General features: G+C 40.4%; 18 protein-coding genes. 6 read left to right on the forward strand and 12 right to left on the reverse strand.

Annotated features, from left to right (window positions below; all coding sequences use genetic code 11):
- Window positions 1–286 precede the first annotated feature (286 nt).
- On the reverse strand, window positions 287–1,240 hold the full coding sequence (locus EZ437_RS16985; RefSeq protein ID WP_205942738.1) for a PDDEXK nuclease domain-containing protein: 954 nt from the start codon (window positions 1,238–1,240) through the stop codon (window positions 287–289).
- A gap of 28 nt (window positions 1,241–1,268) precedes the next feature.
- Between EZ437_RS16985 and EZ437_RS16990 the strand changes: the two genes are divergently transcribed.
- Entirely contained in the window at window positions 1,269–1,802 is a 534-nt protein-coding gene (locus EZ437_RS16990) for a hypothetical protein (protein ID WP_131597269.1), read from the forward strand.
- A gap of 147 nt (window positions 1,803–1,949) precedes the next feature.
- On the opposite strand, the gene EZ437_RS16995 is transcribed toward EZ437_RS16990, so the two are convergent.
- The 3 genes from EZ437_RS16995 to EZ437_RS17005 form a co-directional block, all read right to left on the reverse strand.
- Window positions 1,950–2,498, reverse strand: a complete 549-nt coding sequence (locus EZ437_RS16995; RefSeq protein WP_131597270.1) for a hypothetical protein — start codon at window positions 2,496–2,498, stop codon at window positions 1,950–1,952.
- 285 nt (window positions 2,499–2,783) lie between these two features.
- Window positions 2,784–3,158: a hypothetical protein gene (locus EZ437_RS17000; RefSeq protein WP_131597271.1), complete on the reverse strand. Its 375-nt coding sequence runs from the start codon at window positions 3,156–3,158 to the stop codon at window positions 2,784–2,786.
- A gap of 2 nt (window positions 3,159–3,160) precedes the next feature.
- A complete protein-coding gene (locus EZ437_RS17005) occupies window positions 3,161–4,438 on the reverse strand; it encodes a Y-family DNA polymerase (RefSeq protein ID WP_131597272.1) in 1,278 nt (425 codons plus the stop codon).
- Between the two features lie 480 nt (window positions 4,439–4,918).
- On the opposite strand from EZ437_RS17005, the gene EZ437_RS17010 reads away from it, so the two are divergent.
- Window positions 4,919–6,241 (forward strand): hypothetical protein, encoded by a 1,323-nt coding sequence (locus tag EZ437_RS17010; protein WP_131597273.1) that lies wholly within the window; start codon window positions 4,919–4,921, stop codon window positions 6,239–6,241.
- A gap of 132 nt (window positions 6,242–6,373) precedes the next feature.
- Here the strand turns inward: EZ437_RS17010 and EZ437_RS17015 are convergent, their stop codons facing one another.
- Entirely contained in the window at window positions 6,374–6,847 is a 474-nt protein-coding gene (locus EZ437_RS17015) for a LexA family protein (protein WP_131597274.1), read from the reverse strand.
- A 216-nt stretch (window positions 6,848–7,063) separates the two neighbouring features.
- On the opposite strand from EZ437_RS17015, the gene EZ437_RS17020 reads away from it, so the two are divergent.
- Window positions 7,064–8,026, forward strand: a complete 963-nt coding sequence (locus EZ437_RS17020; protein WP_131597275.1) for a hypothetical protein — start codon at window positions 7,064–7,066, stop codon at window positions 8,024–8,026.
- A 335-nt stretch (window positions 8,027–8,361) separates the two neighbouring features.
- Here the strand turns inward: EZ437_RS17020 and EZ437_RS17025 are convergent, their stop codons facing one another.
- Window positions 8,362–8,976 carry a hypothetical protein gene (locus tag EZ437_RS17025; RefSeq protein WP_131597276.1) on the reverse strand — a complete coding sequence of 205 codons (615 nt, stop codon included), beginning with the start codon at window positions 8,974–8,976 and terminating at the stop codon, window positions 8,362–8,364.
- 113 nt (window positions 8,977–9,089) lie between these two features.
- On the opposite strand from EZ437_RS17025, the gene EZ437_RS17030 reads away from it, so the two are divergent.
- Both EZ437_RS17030 and EZ437_RS17035 read left to right on the forward strand, forming a co-directional pair.
- Complete coding sequence (locus EZ437_RS17030) at window positions 9,090–9,473, forward strand: hypothetical protein (RefSeq protein WP_131597277.1); 384 nt, start codon at window positions 9,090–9,092, stop codon at window positions 9,471–9,473.
- A 111-nt stretch (window positions 9,474–9,584) separates the two neighbouring features.
- Window positions 9,585–10,007, forward strand: a complete 423-nt coding sequence (locus tag EZ437_RS17035) for a hypothetical protein (RefSeq protein ID WP_131597278.1) — start codon at window positions 9,585–9,587, stop codon at window positions 10,005–10,007.
- Between the two features lie 167 nt (window positions 10,008–10,174).
- Here the strand turns inward: EZ437_RS17035 and EZ437_RS17040 are convergent, their stop codons facing one another.
- The 5 genes from EZ437_RS17040 to EZ437_RS17055 form a co-directional block, all read right to left on the reverse strand.
- Window positions 10,175–10,549 (reverse strand): hypothetical protein, encoded by a 375-nt coding sequence (locus tag EZ437_RS17040; RefSeq protein ID WP_131597279.1) that lies wholly within the window; start codon window positions 10,547–10,549, stop codon window positions 10,175–10,177.
- 2 nt (window positions 10,550–10,551) lie between these two features.
- Window positions 10,552–11,829, reverse strand: a complete 1,278-nt coding sequence (locus EZ437_RS17045) for a Y-family DNA polymerase (protein ID WP_131597280.1) — start codon at window positions 11,827–11,829, stop codon at window positions 10,552–10,554.
- A 6-nt stretch (window positions 11,830–11,835) separates the two neighbouring features.
- Window positions 11,836–12,309 (reverse strand): LexA family protein, encoded by a 474-nt coding sequence (locus tag EZ437_RS17050; RefSeq protein WP_131597281.1) that lies wholly within the window; start codon window positions 12,307–12,309, stop codon window positions 11,836–11,838.
- 228 nt (window positions 12,310–12,537) lie between these two features.
- The gene (locus EZ437_RS21670) at window positions 12,538–12,696 is read right to left on the reverse strand and encodes a hypothetical protein (protein WP_165500452.1); all 159 of its coding nucleotides are present in this window, start codon (window positions 12,694–12,696) and stop codon (window positions 12,538–12,540) included.
- A 47-nt stretch (window positions 12,697–12,743) separates the two neighbouring features.
- Entirely contained in the window at window positions 12,744–13,217 is a 474-nt protein-coding gene (locus EZ437_RS17055; RefSeq protein WP_131597282.1) for a hypothetical protein, read from the reverse strand.
- Window positions 13,218–13,592: 375 nt separating this feature from the next.
- On the opposite strand from EZ437_RS17055, the gene EZ437_RS17060 reads away from it, so the two are divergent.
- A complete protein-coding gene (locus tag EZ437_RS17060) occupies window positions 13,593–14,819 on the forward strand; it encodes a hypothetical protein (protein WP_131597283.1) in 1,227 nt (408 codons plus the stop codon).
- Between the two features lie 45 nt (window positions 14,820–14,864).
- Here EZ437_RS17060 and EZ437_RS17065 read toward each other — a convergent pair whose 3' ends face one another.
- The gene (locus EZ437_RS17065; RefSeq protein WP_131597284.1) at window positions 14,865–16,727 is read right to left on the reverse strand and encodes a DUF2075 domain-containing protein; all 1,863 of its coding nucleotides are present in this window, start codon (window positions 16,725–16,727) and stop codon (window positions 14,865–14,867) included.

Genomic DNA, 16,727 nt, shown 5'->3' on the forward strand with positions numbered 1-16,727 from the left:
TCCATTTCGGGCAAACTGACCACCCACTTAGCAGCCATGCGTAATAGCTATTGCTGTTGCAGCCTGGCCAAATGGCCCCGACCGTCAAGAGCTTTTTTATACAGAAATGCTACTTTTTACGATTGCAGATATCTTGGTATTCAAAGAGATTACCGAATCAAGCAAATTAAAAATATAGATACCCTTTTACGCCTTAAGCCATGAAGATAGTAGCCTGGAATTATAATGGCGCCCTTAGAAACAAATTTGAATTTCTCCGTGAACTTCAGGCTGATATCTATATCATTCAGGATTCGCTATCATCGAATTTTAGCTCATTTTCAATTTCCTCAATAGTTGGCAAACTGCTTTTAAGGTTGTCTGGTAAAATCTCGGTAAATTGAAATTCACTTACCCCTATCGGTTTATTAATGTCTCTCAATGCATACTCCACACCGATATTATTCTTATCCCTACATAACAACATACCTAGAGTAGGTTTATCATCCTCTTTTTTTAGCAGATCGTCTACTGCAGATAAATAAAAGTTTAGCTTGCCAGCGTATTCAGGCACAAATTTAGTGTTCTTGAGTTCAATCACCACATATGATTTTAGAGGAATATTATAAAACAATAAATCTAGATAATAATCCTCTCCAGCAATTTCAAGGTGATATTGCTGCCCAACAAACGCAAATCCTTTTCCCAGCTCTAGCATAAATTTTGTGATATGCGTCACAAGCTGCTTTTCGATATCCCTTTCTTTTGCCTCAGTCGTTAAGGCTACAAAATCAAAAACGTAAGGATCTTTTAAAGTTTGTATCGCCAAATCTGAATAAACATCCGGCAGGGTATGTTTGAAGTTGGTAATTGATCTTCCTTTTCTTTTATACAAGTTGGATTTTATTTGTAAGGCAAGTACATCTCTACTCCAATTGTTCTCCAAGGTTTGACTTATATAAAACTTAGCTTCATTTAAATTAATAGACTTACTAAATATCAGTATGTTATGCCCCCATGGCAACAAACTTAATTGTGTCATCAATTGGGCAACAGTCTGTTGCCCAATTGATGAATAGAACTGATAAAAACTTCTAATATATTTCAAATTTCTAACAGAAAATCCTGTGGAATCTGGGAATTCCTTTCTAAGATCGAGACTAAGATTTTGCAAAACTTGATCCCCCCACTGAGCTGAGTTTTGTATTTTCTTACAAAAACTGTATCCGAGCTGTATTGCACCAATGAGATTTTTTGTCAATATTTATAACTAGATATAGAAGTACCAAATGACGCATACAGTTACGATCACAGAACACGACCACATTACTTTTCAATTATATGACGCATCCACCAATGACCTGAAAATAAGCAACCGGAGGAAAAGCTGGTTTTATTTGATATTGTTTGGCGTTTTGATGATGCTAGTCGGTAAAATTTCCGAAAGCAATTTCCTGATTTATTACGGTGTATTTTTCTCCGTACTGGCCATAGTCTTTGGCAATATCTATCTTAGATGGCGGCATAAACGCCACTATACTTCACATACAAAAAATTACCGGAAAGGTGTGGGTAACGAAACTGTGCATCTTGAAATTGTAGGTGACGTAATAAAAATGAACAACAGAACCGGAGACAGTAATCTTAAAATCTCTGAGTTTCAGGTGGTCGAGGAAATAGGCAGCCACTACTTTATGAAAATAAGCACTGGATACACATTAATTGTTCCTAAAACTAATGCCGTCTTAAATCAAGAAATAGTAGACATAGTTAAAATTTATAATATACGGCATGTGAAAAATTTAGAATGGAAATGGAAGTAAAAAGGAAAACGGCGGAGACAAATCTCATACTTCTCATCGTTGATTTAGGGTCACACACCGAATCTTGTATAGCTTTGCCTATTGAATTAAATGCTCACTTATCTATATTGCCTTTTTATTACCTAGGTTAGCAAAATAGCCAATTCATTAGTTTACATGATGTGAAAATGCAGCATAATATGTATCTAGGAAAACGATTTGGAGCTTATTATCTAAGGGAATCGCTGGCCATATGTTGAACAAATCACGTGTATAGTCCCACTCTGTTTTATCCGAATTATCACTTGATAGCCTTTTAAAAAGCATAGGAAGCATTAATATTTTGTTTTCATTGCCTTTAAATACGTAATCTAGTTTCTTCATAGCTTCTTCAAGGTTCGCACCATCTCTCATGATACTAAACAATGCAGTCGGCATTTTTTCTCTGGTGTACAGAGCTTCAACTTTTCCATTTGAGCCGATCTTAACTCCGAATAAAACGAACACATGAAATTTCTGCGAAGCTTTTTTCATTTTATTTGTATCAAATTGCGATGCAAAAGAACTTGCTAAAATCTTGGAAAGACTAGGAACTTTTTCAGGTTTTTTAAGTTCAATTTTTACAGAATCAACATCGTCAGACGAAAATACTATCTGTGATTTGACGAACTGCAAATTTACAAATGAGAAAAACAAGATCATAACCGCTCTTATCATATTAATACCGTTTTTATAATCACAACAACTCAGATAAAAGTATAAACGTTAAGTATCACGCAAAGATCAGGGGCAAACTTAAAACAATTTCATTTATTTTTTTAGGATAATCTTAATAAACCGCGTAGCAGTCGCTTGATACTGTTTTTATTTTTGGATGTGTTATTGACATTTAACTTTTCCAGGAGAACGAGATCAAAATACGATAGACCAGCTGGAGATGTTCCTCCGATAATATGTAAAACAATTTTCTTCCATAATGCAGCTTTCCACTCAGGATGATCTTCATAGTCTGTGCTGTTTGCTCTGGTAGTATTCGATCACTTTATTCAAGAACACCTCCCCTTTAATGCGCAATTCTCCTATTTCCTGATGATAGCGTTCGGTGCGCCGTTCTACTTCTTTGTGGTAAGCCATATTACCATCTCGGGGATCACGGATCACCAGGTTCTGCTTTACCGTGTTGACCTCATAATTATTCATTTGCTTTTTCTGATAGCTCTCCAAAAATTCTTCAGGTGTATACCACAATCGGTTATCTTTGTTAAATAACCACAGGCGTTTGGCAAAAGCATCTTTCACGATTGGCCACAGGACTTTAAAATCGCCAGGCATGCGGTCGTGCTGGCTAAGCTCTTTAGGTTCTTTATAAACTTTCATGTTCAAATCGCTTTAACTACAATCACATCTTCAATTCTTGTCGTATACCTGCGCGAGAGAAATTCCTGGCGCATCGACCATTTCTTATCAAAGCCCATCGTCCCATGAACAATGGTATTCCTACCCTGCACCTTATTGATATGATCAACCGCAGCCATAGCCAATTGCAATTTATCCTGCTTCTCCACCGTCACCTTTCCAAACAGATCGCTTTGCACCTGGCTTTGCGGGCGCAAGTCGCGCAGCTCCACTCCCACTTTCTGGTACCGGTACCCCTTTACATAGATCCTTCGCAACGCCTTTAGCGCTTCAGTGATCAGCGTACCCGTATCACTTGTTGGCCGCGTCAACTTTACCACAATGTCCTTTGTATACCTGTCCTTCTCCGCTACAAACTGGCTGGTCTGCGCATACACCATAAACCTCGCGCAAACCGATCTCTGCTCTCTCAGCTTCTGCGAGGCATTTGCCACATAGCTGGCCAGTGCTTCCTCCAGTGGAGCAAGCTCCGTAATCATACAATTGAACGACCTGGCGGTAGAAATCCCCTCTTTCAGTGGGCGCTCAAATTCCATAGGGATACAGCGCTCGCCTTTTAGTTCCCTATACGTTCTCCAGCCCTGAATCGTCATCAGTTTCAGCACATAATCTTCCGGCAGGTTTACAAAATCATAAGCAGTATATACGCCAGCTTTGATCAGCTTGATCCCGTATCTTGGGCCTATGCCCCATACATCATCTACCTCCGTATCTTTCAATGCCTGTTCTATCTGCGCAGCAGTTCCCATGTAATACACACCAGTAGTTTTGTGCTGTTTTTTTGCGAGTTTGTTGGCAATCTTAGCAAGCGTCTTTGTCGCACCAATTCCAATACATACAGGCACGCCCGTATATTGCAGGATCTTCCGGCGCAGGTCTATCGCTACTTGTTCCAGGTCATGGTGTTTAAACGTGGCCAGGTCACAAAAGCATTCATCTATAGAATAAATCTCCTGGTCTGGAAAAGTATCTCTTACAATCTGGGTAATCCTCCGCATCATATCCTGGTAAAGCGTATAATTGGACGAACGCCACCAGAGCTTCCCGCTGGTATGTTGCTCCCGCATCATGAAAAACGGCGTTCCCATTCTAATCCCAAGCTGTTCCTTAGCCTCGTTAGAGCGGGAAATTGCACAGCCATCATTATTTGACAACACGCAACCCGCCTTATCCCGCAGCTCAGGCTGGAATACCCGCTCGGCGCTTACATAAAAATTATTGGAATCAATCAATGCCATCATAACTGACTACCGTCTTAGCGCTTGCTCTGCCGCAGGGCTTTCAAAGCCCGCATGTATTGCCTCGGCATATAGTGGAATTAGGGTGTGTGCCGTTCCCCTTTTGTAAAGTGTGATCTCCTTCATAATATCAAATCTAGGTCTGCTACAAATCTAGATAATTTGATATCGCAAATCCAAATTAAATACTAATATTTTTAGTATTTAACTACTCCTTATAATGCTATTTCTCATTTAACACCCCGAAGAACCTCAAAAAGCATAACCACTCCGAACTCGCTTCCTATTTAAATGAGGAGGTGGTCCGGAATTGCTTACATGGTTGGAATCATCTTTTAATATAAGACCCTTAAGAGCTTATACTGCAGCCGAGTTCAGTCTTTTCGAGAATAGCACACTCTATACTGGTATTTCCTAATTTAAATATCAGATCAAACAATAAGCAAATTTCGTTAAGTTTGGCATAACCAACAAAAATTCCGTATGCGCTCGCTTAAATTCCTTACAATACTTGCTATTATTCTCCTTAATTTCGTCGCTGCCCTCGCCCAGCTAAAGTACCAGAAAAACTATAAGAAAACGCTTGAAGAAGCAGCTGCAAAGCAGATCCCGGTGTTCATCACCATAGAATATAAATCTGTTCTTGATCCCCCGGCCGAGTACTTCAGTTCTAATTTTGCCAATTACCGAGTTAAGCACGATAGTCCTGAAGGTAACATGCTCATTAACAAATATGGGTTGGCACGCTTCCCTGTAATATTGTTCGTTAAGCCGGATGGTTCGCTGATTCTAAAGTCTGAGGAAGTTAAAAACAACAAGAATTATTTCCTGTCATATGGTACAGAAGCCATCACTCGATTTAAAGGTAACACGGGCTTGGCTGATTATGACAAGCTTTACCATGAGGGAAATCATATAACTCGGGCATTTCTGAAGGATTACATTGGTTTGCGATATAAGTCTGGAATTTTTACGAATGACAAATTAATAGATCTCTATGTTAATTTGCTACCAGCAGATGTCGGAAATAATTATGAAGAGATATTGTTCATTTACCGGGCCGCGCCGTTACTATTCGGTGAGGCATATTCCTTTACTCAGCAATACCGAACAATAGTAGATAGCCTTTACAAACGGGAGCCCTTGCAGGATCGCATCTGGATCAATACCCGTATGATCAACAATACACTTTCGGAGGCAATCAGAACTAAGGACTACATCCTTTATGATAAAGTCTCTTCGTTCGTCTACAAGACTGTAGCGCCTGACCATGCCAAGATCGAACCGCAACAGTCACTCAATCGTCTTATTTTCTATAAAGGCATAAATGACACAATTGGCTTTTTTCGTCAGGCTCAGGTGTATTATGACCGATATTTTATGTCGATTAGTTTGGACTCCATTAAGCGTGACAAGCAGATTGAACCAACATCAAATTCATCAAACGAACTTGTTTTCATGGAAAGGAAAGGTCATTTATCTGTCGGAAACTATCATGACAAGGATGCAACAAATACGGCCTTTATCTTAAATAATGCAGCCTGGGATTTTTATACCTATGGAACTAAAAATCTTCAGTTTCTATACAAGGCGGTGATGTGGAGCCAAAGATCCATTGATATTGATCCAAAGGCCACACATTATGATACTTTGGCACACCTGCTGTATAGAATAGGGCTCTTCGATGCAGCCTTGTTGTACCAAGAGAAAGCGATCCAGTTGGCAAAAAAAAAGAAAGAATTGTCTAAAGCAGAAATTAATGGTTTCCGAGAAGAGGCAAAAAAAATGAAGTCACGCTCCCTATAATTCCGCGTTTACACCAGAGGATCAGGCTTAAGATCGGTACTTTTCTAGCCATTCTCACTGTCATGAATCCCCACGATTAGTCAAGATCATCTCATAAAAATTATTGGAATCGATTAATGCCATCATAACAGATCACCGTCTTAGCGCTTGCTCAAACCGGTTGATCCTGGCGCCGTTTCTCCTACGCTGATCCAGTACGCTATGCGGTACTACACCCCATATTTCAAAGTGACTCACCTCTGATCGTTCAATCGGCTTAAAATAATTGTTATCCGGCATCAGGTATTCCTTATTTCCCTGTTTAAAATAAGAACGTAAGATGAATTCATTATCTATAATCCCAACTACGATGTCCCCCTGTTGCGGAGTCAGCGATTTATCTACTACAAGCAGATCGTTTGGATAGATTCCGGAACCAGTCATGCACTCTCCGGTTACCCTTGCGAAAAACGTCGCTGCCGGATACTTAGATACATAATCGTTCAAATCAATTCTTGCCTCTTCATAATCAGCAGCAGGGCTTTCAAAGCCCGCATGTATTGCCTCAGCGTATAGTGGAATTAGGGTGTGTGCAGTTCCCCTTTGGTACAGTGTGATCTCCTTCATAATATCAAAACTAGGTTGCTACAAATCTAGATCATTTGATACCGCAATTGCAAATTAAATACTAAAAATATTAGTATTTAATTATTCCTTATAGGACTATTTTACTTAAGCCCTAATCAATCCTCACACATAAGCAGGGAAAAATAATCTCTCCTGATCTAATGCTACTCCCCCAGAAGTACATAGTTTTGCCAGGGCAAAGCCCGACATAACACTATGAAGACAAAAAAACTGGGCAAAACGGGGCAGTACAATCCTAAACAAATAGAAGCAAACAAGCTGAAGCAACTAAAAATTGCTTGCGAAAAAATGGTAGGTAAAGGCTCATTCGATATGTTTTCTGCGCTATGCAAAAACAGAATGACGAGCAACCGCTTACCCGCACTCAAATTGAAGTTAAGCGGTGATCATAATATCGACCCTTCGGAATTTAAAAGGTACAATGACCTTTTTGTCTCCCAGCTCAACAAACTAACGATAACTACACTGACCGGAGAAACCATGACGCTCGGACAATACCTGAGGGAAGCAATGACCCTGGTATGCTATAGCGAAATCGTTCATGAACTAGGTTCAGCAAATACGACTAAAGTAAGGGCAGCGTTCGAAGGATATCAGCGGCTAACATTCACCCAACCGTTACTTGATTTGATGCAATTGATCTATCGTTTCAGCACCTTAATGAGTGATCTATCTGCATCCGTCCTTGAATACGAGTTGAACCCTGTATTTGCGTTTGGCGGGGATTCTGAAAACAACCACATTATCATCCGGCTTATTAAATCACGGGCAATATCCATTAAACTGGATGGTACCAAACGTGAAGTTATACCATTACAATGGCCCAACTATCGGGGCAACGTTACACCTGTAAGCGTTAGTCCAATATCAATTGGTCTGAAACATCCAAAAGAATCTTTACCTGTCTACATCCAACGGCACGCACTGAGGCGGTTGTCAGAAAGAATCGGTATCGTATCAGGCTTGCTCCATCAGGCACTAGTAGATTGCTTTAAGGAGGATAAACAGATCAGAAATTTGACACAGGGCGGCAACAGTCTTGTGGAGTTTAATATCTACGACCAAAAACTCGGGTACCTGGTTTGCCTGGTTCATGAGGAGATGATTGTGATCCGTACCTTTTTGTTTCTGACAAATGACGGTACACCCATCCCTTAAATTCGATACGCTTTCTGGTTTTATCAAATTTAGGGTTGCTGATGACCCGACCTTAAAACAACTTTTTAAGGACGCGGATTGCGAAAGTCTGCTAGATATTAGTACCCTGGAAAAGTTCCTGGAATCAGATGTTACAGCAAAGGATCCTTCTATCCTACTTAGCTATCTTCGGGGTATACCGGGTAACACCGATGACTTGATTCCATCTAAATAGAATCCAGGAGTAAACTAGTCCTCCTTTGTAATTGTAGCGGAATCGCGGGGTACTATGCAGCGGAATATCTGGAACACCATGATACATAGTTCAGGTAGCGATTTGCAATTGCTACCCGAATTTATTTCTTTCTTAACATTGTAATGGTTGAATCGATTACACCATCTACTTTACTATTAAATTCATTATTATAAAAATAATCGAAGAGTATTTGTATATCTTTATTTGCGATAACCACGCTTTTATGGTTACTATAGTCTTTAATAAAAGGAGTATCACACCTTCTTCTAGAAAACTTCATACCATACGCTGCATTCCAGTGCCTTTTAAGCAACTGATTATCCAAATCCTGATACTCCTTTTTTAGATCCACCCGAAATTTATAAAGATCTTCAGCATTCTGAAGCCAATCCACATTAGTTGACATTGCCTCTCCCTTAGAATTAGCCCATGTGTAATTGAAATCAATCCTTATTCCAACAGCTATAGTACTATCCGAGTTGATCAATACATGTTGAAACGCATATTTCTGACCATTTTTACAATCCCAAATTCCATAATTACAATCTTTCATAATAATTGTTGAAAAGTTTTCAGGCATATTAAACTCCAGTTTATTTGTGTCAAGAATATAAGACCAAATTTTTCGATATTTCTCTTCAGTTGGACGCTCTTGCGATCTAACCTCGCTAAAATATAGTAATATCATGAATATGCTAAAAAGTGCTTTTTTCATCTTGACACAGTTAAAGATTAGAGAAGAAGCGTTAATTTGATTGAATATTAGTTTACAATTAAAAAGAAACAAGGTGCTACAATTGATAGATTTAGGTTTTATAATTAGCGAATATGTTTGATGATAGGTTTCTAGATAAAAGTAAGATAAATAACTATGAATGGATTGTTGATTTCATATTAAATGGCGATAAAGTTCATAATCGTTTAGCAATTGAACACATCGGTGATATTCTTTTTTACTTGAATAAGAATGATAAAGAGAGGGATATGCAAGATCCTGAACTGAAACGTGCTGCATTTACAGTTATCAAAGCCTTATTAGATACTAACGCAGTGGAACTCGATTGGGAGCACGGTTGGGCCATGTCGAAATATAATTCGCCACCTAGAACAGACGAAGAGATTTTTGATATATTAGACAAGTTCTGGTATAAAGATGATGGTTTTGGACTCGATAAAAACTATCTATTATTTTTCAAGCGAAAAACGGGTTAATATAATATCGGGATGTTGCTTCAAACGGAATAAACCGTAATACCGCGATAGAATGGATTAAATATTATGAATATAACACCAATCCAAATAATTAAATTCACAGTTTGTTTAATGACAGTTGCTTGTTTAACTATTTCATGCTGTGAGATAGACAAGCGAGCCAACATTGATCATCAGGATACCATTGAACTGCTCAACCTCGCTTTGGGAGGAAAGCAGTTCAATAAATTGTTTCAGGAATCCAGAATTCAAAACAAGTCTGTTTACATTGCTTTGGATTCTACAGACATTAGATGGCCAAAAAAAGCAGGAAACATCCAAATTGAATTGATTGCTGGTTATAATAAGAAACCAGATGTTTTTCAACGTGGTAATGAAAAAAGGTTTGTGATCAATCCGCCAATATTTGAGTTTGTTAATGACTCAGCAAAAGTATCTGTATACGTTTTTAAATTCCATCTAAATAAGGAGTTCAAATTCGCAAAGAGTAAGGATAAGTGGTTGTTAGTGAGCGATAATGAATATCAGTATTAGACATAACAATAGGACTTAGTAGAGGTTCCATCCGCTTAAAATCAGAATCTCTATATTCCATGGACAATCCGAAGTTCCTTCTGCTCACCATCAATATCCAAATTGATATGGATCTCAAAATCCGGGTCACGATAAGGCTTCCAAGACTGGTGTTTTTCGTTTAATCTTCATGATTTGTGCTGTTTGCTCTCGTAATATTCGATCACTTTATTCAAGAACACTTCGCCTTTAAGCCTTAATTCTTCTATTTCCTGCTGATAGCGTTCAGTTCTGCGTTCTACTTCTTTGTGGTAAGCTATATTACCATCTCTAGGATCACGGATCACCAGGTTCTGCTTTAGCGTGTTGACCTCATAATTATTCATTTGCTTTTTCTGATAGCTCTCCAAAAATTCTTCAGGTGTATACCACAATCGGTTATCTTTGTTAAATAACCACAGGCGTTTGGCAAAAGCATCTTTCACGATTGGCCACAGGACTTTAAAGTCGCCTCGCATGCGATCGTGCTGGCTAAGCTCTTTAGGTTCTTTATAAACTTTCATGTTCAAATCGCTTTAACTACAATCACATCTTCAATTCTTGTCGTATACCTGCGCGAGAGAAATTCCTGGCGCATCGACCATTTCTTTTCAAAGCCCATCGCCCCATGAACAATGGTATTCCTGCCCTGCACTTTATTGATATGATCAACCGCAGCCATAGCCAATTGCAATTTATCCTGCTTCTCCACCGTCACCTTTCCAAACAGATCGCTTTGCACCTGGCTTTGCGGGCGCAAGTCGCGCAGCTCCACTCCCACTTTCTGGTACCGGTACCCCTTTACATAGATCCTTCGCAACGCCTTTAGCGCTTCAGTGATCAGCGTACCCGTATCGCTTGTCGGCTGGGATAGCTTCACCACAATGTCGTTTGTATATCTGTCCTTTTCCACTACAAACTGGCTGGTCTGCGCATACACCATAAACCTCGCGCAAACAGATTTCTGCGCTCTCAGCTTCTGCGATGCATTAGCCACATAACAAGCCAACGCCTCCTCTAGTGGAGCCCGTTCCGTAATCATGCAATTGAACGACCTGGCAGTAGAAATCCCCTCTTTCAGCGGGCGCTCAAATTCCATAGGGATGCAGCGTAGGCCTTTCAGCTCCCTATACGTTCTCCTGCCCTGAATGGTCATCAGTTTCAATACATAATCTTCGGGGAGGTTTACAAAATCATAAGCAGTATATACGCCAGCTTTGATCAGCTTGATGCCGTATCTTGGGCCTATGCCCCATACATCGTCTACCTCCGTATCTTTTAGGCCCTGTTCTATTTGAGCAGCAGTTCCCATGTAATACACACCAGTAGTTTTATGCTGTTTCTTGGCCAACTTATTAGCAATCTTAGCAAGCGTCTTTGTCGCACCAATTCCAATACATACAGGCACGCCCGTATATTGCAGGATCTTCCGGCGCAGGTCTATCGCCACTTGTTCCAGATCATGGTGTTTAAACGTAGCCAGGTCACAAAAGCATTCATCTATCGAATAAATCTCCTGGTCGGGAAAAGTATCCCTTACAATCTGTGTGATGCGCCGCATCATATCCTGGTAAAGCGTATAATTGGACGAACGCCACCAGAGCTTTCCGCTGGTATGTTGCTCCCGCATCATGAAAAACGGCGTCCCCATTCTAATCCCTAGCTGTTCCTTAGCCTCATTAGAGCGGGAAATCGCACAGCCATCATTATTTGACAACACGCAACCCGCCTTATCCCGCAGCTCAGGCTGGAATACCCGCTCGGCGCTTACATAAAAATTATTGGAATCAATCAATGCCATCATAACTGACTACCGTCTTAGCGCTTGCTCAAACCGGTTGATCCTGGCGCCGTTTCTTCTGCGCTGATCCAGTACGCTATGCGGTACTACACCCCATATTTCAAAGTGACTCACCTCTGATCGTTCAATCGGCTTAAAATAATTGTTATCCGGCATCAGGTATTCCTTATTCCCCTGTTTAAAATAAGAACGTAAGATGAATTCATTATCTATAATCCCAACTACGATGTCCCCCTGTTGCGGAGTCAGCGATTTATCCACCACCAGCAGGTCGTTCGGATAGATCCCGGAACCAGTCATGCACTCTCCGGTTACCCTGGCAAAAAATGTTGCTGCCGGATATTTAGATACGTAATCGTTTAGGTCAATTCTTGCTTCTTCATAATCAGCCGCAGGGCTTTCAAAGCCCGCATGTATTGCCTCAGCGTATAGTGGAATTAGGGTGTGTGCCGTTCCCCTTTTGTAAAGTGTGATCTCCTTCATAATATCAAAACTAGGTCTGCTACAAATCTAGATCATTTGATACCGCAATTGCAAATTAAATACTAAAAATATTAGTATTTAATTACTCCTTATAAGGGTATATTACCTAAGCCATTTGTCAACAGCTGTCACTACTCCTATTTTGTATAACACTGTACTTAATCAATCCTCACACATAAGCAAGGAAAAAATATCAGGGCTGCTCTGAAAACTGGTAGAGACTTGGGACTAAGATGCAGGATTGTATTGCCAAATTAGGATCACAACTAATAATAACGCTACAAAGAAGCCCAAAGCAACATATTTATTTTGTTTAGATTCCTTATCAGTGCTGTCCTTAGCAACGACTTGAAAAATAACGACAAGTAATTCAAATATTACACCCATATATTTGCATTTAAAGCAAGATAGCGAAAAAACTACTAATTGTTGCATTATTTAAGCAATTGAAAAAAAAGTGATGATTGTCTTAGTATAGTCATTGTTGATCGCAATAAAAGTGATGTAACCATTTTTTCAGAATTAAACTCGTAAATCCCAACTAATACTTCGTAATCATTGATCTTTTTAATGTAACATGCTGTATTTTTAGCCTTAGCGCTGATGAAGTCTATGTCAAAAGATTTCTTATTCTCAGTCAGCCGGTTCTTCTCGACTTTTTCTTCGAAATAATATATTTGGATAGCTGCCTTATCAAGCATGTATATCTCGCCAGACTTGTTATTCGGGTTCAGTATAGAGATTTTCCCAATGCTGAAGGTATTTGTGTTTTTCAATTCTTTGACCTTTTGAGCACCATCGGGAACTTTCATTGATAGCTTTTCGCTTATATTGCTTTTTTCTTGTGCATGAGCTTGCCCCATTAAGATCAAGGACGAAAGCAAAATGATTAGATTGAAATATTTCATGGTGTGGTTATTTTTAGGTTGATGTTACTACATAGTTTTGCCAGGGCAAAGCCCAAGTATCGATGCTAATATCGGGCCTTTGCAATTAAAATGTACAATGACAGACAATTTTTAGCACCAGCAAATGTTGATACCCTGTTAGAGGAACTCAATAACTTTTGTAGTTTTCCAAACCGCATATTTCCAATTGCGAATACACTGTATTCGCAATTGAGTTGGAGCCAATACAAAAACGTAACTTCGAAAACCGAGCGTAGAAGCAAGAGCCGAATGTAATTCATTCTACGTCAACCTTGAAAAACATGACTCCTCATTTAGTGCTTCTGCGCCAGAAGTACATAGTTTTGCCAGGGCAAAGCCCAACATAAAAAAACTATGAAGACTAAAAAGCTGGGCAAAACGGGGCAGTACAGTCCTAAACAAATAGAAGCGAACAAGCTGAAGCAACTAAAAATTGCTTGCGAGAAAATGGTAGGTAAAGGTTCATTCGATATGTTTTCTGCGCTATGCAAAACCAGAATGACGAGCAACCGCTTACCCGCACTCAAATTGAAGTTAAGCAGCGATAATAATATCGACCCTTTGGAATTTAAAAGGTACAATGACCTTTTTGTCTCCCAGCTCAACAAACTAACGATAACTACACTGACCGGAGAAACTATGACGCTCGGACAATACCTGAGGGAAGCAATGACCCTGGTATGCTATAGCGAAATCGTTCATGAACTAGGTTCACCTAATGCGGCTAAAGTAAGGGCAGCGTTCGAAGGCTATCAGCGGCTAATATTTACCCAACCGTTACTGGATTTGATGCAGTTGATCTATCGCCTCAGCACCTTAATGAGTGATTTATCTGTATCCGTTCTTGAATACGACTTCAACCCTGTCTTTGCCTTTGGCGGGGATTCTGACCACAACCACATTGTCATCCGACTTGTTAAATCTCAGGCTATATCCATTAAACTGGATGGCACCAAACGTGAAGTTATGCCATTACAATGGCCCAACTATCGGGGCAACGTTACACCTGTAAGCGTTAGTCCAATATCAATCGGTCTGAAACATCCAAAAGAATCGTTACCTGTCTTCATCCAACGGCACGCACTGAGGCGGTTGTCAGAAAGAATCGGTATCGTATCAGGCTTGCTCCATCAGGCACTAGTGGATTGCTTTAAGGAGGATAAACAGATCCGAAATTTGACACAGGGCGGCAACAGTCTTGTCGAGTTTAATATCTACGACCAAAAACTCGGATACCTGGTTTGCCTGGTTCATGAGGAGATGATTGTGATCCGCACCTTTTTGTTTCTCACCAATGACGGTACTCCCGAAGGGAAAAAATTAGCTGAATTAACCAGGGTGCAGCTTCTTGACAAACAATACCTGGGAATCGATACGCTTTCAGGTTTTATCAAATTTCGGGTTGCGGATGACCCGACCTTAAAACAACTTTTTAAGGACGCGGGCTGCGAAAGTCTGCTTGATCTTAGTACCATTGAAAAGTTTCTGGAATCAGATGTTACAGCAAAGGACCCTTCTATTCTGCTCAGCTATCTTCGCGGTATACCCGGTAACACCGATGACTTGATTCCATCTCAATAGAATTTAATCAGTAAACTAGTCCTCCTTTGTGATCGGCTAATTTAGCTAAACCCCGACCTGCGCCGCCTTAAAATACTTCGCAGTTTCCTCATCTGTGCAATAAACATAACACCCTTTCATACCTCTGGTCATCAGTGTCCTGTAGGTATTCTTAATAATTAAATCCAACAGCTTTGCACCCTCAACCGGATCTTCCTGCAACAGCTTCTTATAACCTCGCACAGAAGAGTCATTCTTAGACCGCTTGTGTGGATTGGTAATTACCTGACCCTCTCTTACTATTAAATCATCACCTATAATAACACCGATGTAATCCACCTCCAGACCCTGACAAGTATGAATGCAACCAACCTCATTGACCGACTCTGGGCTGATGATCCAAAGACTACCGTCAGTGGTCAGATTCCACCTCATGCCGAAGTTAAACTCCGGGATCACGACGTCATTTACTTTCAAGTCCTTCTTACTTTTCCAGTCCCAACAATACCCTGCTACCATGCGGGCTTTATTATTGATCTTATTTTTCTCTATGATGGCGTCTCTCAATTCTACTGGCGAATCAAATAGCTTGAAATCATAGCTGATACCTTCCAATGACTCGTTGGCTGTTTGCCGTAGCTGTAAGGTGTTATCCAGCCAGGCGATATAGCCATCAGAACCACCACATCGAAACTGCGAACTGAGCTCCATCTCCTGCACATTTGCCCCAGCCAGATCCGCCCATTTCCGTATTTCGTTCACCGAACCAATGTCTTTAAGATGAATTCTTTGATCTTCATCCAGGAAAAAAACTGTGGACTGAGAAGCATGGATGATTTCCATCACCTGATTGACCCCCTCATTTCCATATAATCCCGACTTTTCATTCAACCTGTGCGCTTCATCTACTATGAGTGTATCAAATTGGTTAGACCTTCCCGCTATATATGCACCTGAGCCTCCAAACAAATTCGATATCACACTCTTCTTCATCGACTGCGTCAATTTACTTTCGTAAACGGCCCTGGGGGCAGCATTCTTTGAAACATACTTTGCCAGCAATCCCCTATTCGTGAGTTCCACCAATAGATTCACTGCCACTACTGATTTGCCAGTTCCAGGCCCTCCTTTTACTATTAATACTTCCTTTTGATTGATATTCGCCTTTGTTGCTATTTGAAGTGCCGTTTCATAGACAACCTTTTGATCATCTATCATGACGAACTCCGCTTTTCCGCTGAGCATCGCAACCATACTATCAGCCAGCATTTTCGACGGCCGTATCCTCCCCTGATCAATTCTATACATGATCTTCCGATCATCACCATACTTTACGTGTTGCTTTATAAACTCCCGCAGCTTGATCGCCTCCCCTTTCAGAAAGAGCGGAGCTCTATCAATATGATCGCTATAATGAGCATTGGAAATTACATCATCCTGCACGTAGTTATGCAGATATGCACAAGGCCTCAATTGTATCTCATCCTTCTCTACAGTTTCGTTGAAACTTTCCAACAATGCTGCATACGACCATGCCTGATACGAAGGATGTGTGCATTCCCTTACACGTCCCCCAACAAAAGAGTTAACAACAGCATCTTTTGCAGAAAGTGTCGCTTCCGTCCATTGCTTAAGCTCTATAATGATCGCGTAGTCTTTATCATTTTCACCTTTGCCCGTGAGGATAAAGTCAACACGGTTGGAAGTCTGAGGGATTTGAAACTCAATAGAAACACCACAACTGGCAGGGATTTCCGGATCGTTCAATACCCGGTCCATGTATTGCATTGAGTTTTTCCACGAAAGCACTTCCTGAGGACCAGTTCTCCGGTTTAGGTTCTTACTAAAGAAGCTATGAATCTTGGTTTCAATACGATCATTGAGCACGTCTTCAGTGAAGCTCGCTTTTGTAGCCTGGTATACAATCAT

The sequence above is a fragment of the Pedobacter psychroterrae genome (assembly GCF_004331695.1).
Taxonomy (GTDB): domain Bacteria; phylum Bacteroidota; class Bacteroidia; order Sphingobacteriales; family Sphingobacteriaceae; genus Pedobacter; species Pedobacter psychroterrae.

Coding starts and splice junctions, on each gene's coding strand:
- EZ437_RS16990 (WP_131597269.1), top strand. CDS start 1,269: ATGACGCATACAGTTACGATCACAGAACACGACCACATTACTTTTCAA.
- EZ437_RS16995 (WP_131597270.1), bottom strand. CDS start 2,498: ATGATAAGAGCGGTTATGATCTTGTTTTTCTCATTTGTAAATTTGCAG.
- EZ437_RS17000 (WP_131597271.1), bottom strand. CDS start 3,158: ATGAAAGTTTATAAAGAACCTAAAGAGCTTAGCCAGCACGACCGCATG.
- EZ437_RS17005 (WP_131597272.1), bottom strand. CDS start 4,438: ATGATGGCATTGATTGATTCCAATAATTTTTATGTAAGCGCCGAGCGG.
- EZ437_RS17010 (WP_131597273.1), top strand. CDS start 4,919: ATGCGCTCGCTTAAATTCCTTACAATACTTGCTATTATTCTCCTTAAT.
- EZ437_RS17015 (WP_131597274.1), bottom strand. CDS start 6,847: ATGAAGGAGATCACACTGTACCAAAGGGGAACTGCACACACCCTAATT.
- EZ437_RS17020 (WP_131597275.1), top strand. CDS start 7,064: ATGAAGACAAAAAAACTGGGCAAAACGGGGCAGTACAATCCTAAACAA.
- EZ437_RS17025 (WP_131597276.1), bottom strand. CDS start 8,976: ATGAAAAAAGCACTTTTTAGCATATTCATGATATTACTATATTTTAGC.
- EZ437_RS17030 (WP_131597277.1), top strand. CDS start 9,090: ATGTTTGATGATAGGTTTCTAGATAAAAGTAAGATAAATAACTATGAA.
- EZ437_RS17035 (WP_131597278.1), top strand. CDS start 9,585: ATGACAGTTGCTTGTTTAACTATTTCATGCTGTGAGATAGACAAGCGA.
- EZ437_RS17040 (WP_131597279.1), bottom strand. CDS start 10,549: ATGAAAGTTTATAAAGAACCTAAAGAGCTTAGCCAGCACGATCGCATG.
- EZ437_RS17045 (WP_131597280.1), bottom strand. CDS start 11,829: ATGATGGCATTGATTGATTCCAATAATTTTTATGTAAGCGCCGAGCGG.
- EZ437_RS17050 (WP_131597281.1), bottom strand. CDS start 12,309: ATGAAGGAGATCACACTTTACAAAAGGGGAACGGCACACACCCTAATT.
- EZ437_RS21670 (WP_165500452.1), bottom strand. CDS start 12,696: ATGGGTGTAATATTTGAATTACTTGTCGTTATTTTTCAAGTCGTTGCT.
- EZ437_RS17055 (WP_131597282.1), bottom strand. CDS start 13,217: ATGAAATATTTCAATCTAATCATTTTGCTTTCGTCCTTGATCTTAATG.
- EZ437_RS17060 (WP_131597283.1), top strand. CDS start 13,593: ATGAAGACTAAAAAGCTGGGCAAAACGGGGCAGTACAGTCCTAAACAA.
- EZ437_RS17065 (WP_131597284.1), bottom strand. CDS start 16,727: ATGATTGTATACCAGGCTACAAAAGCGAGCTTCACTGAAGACGTGCTC.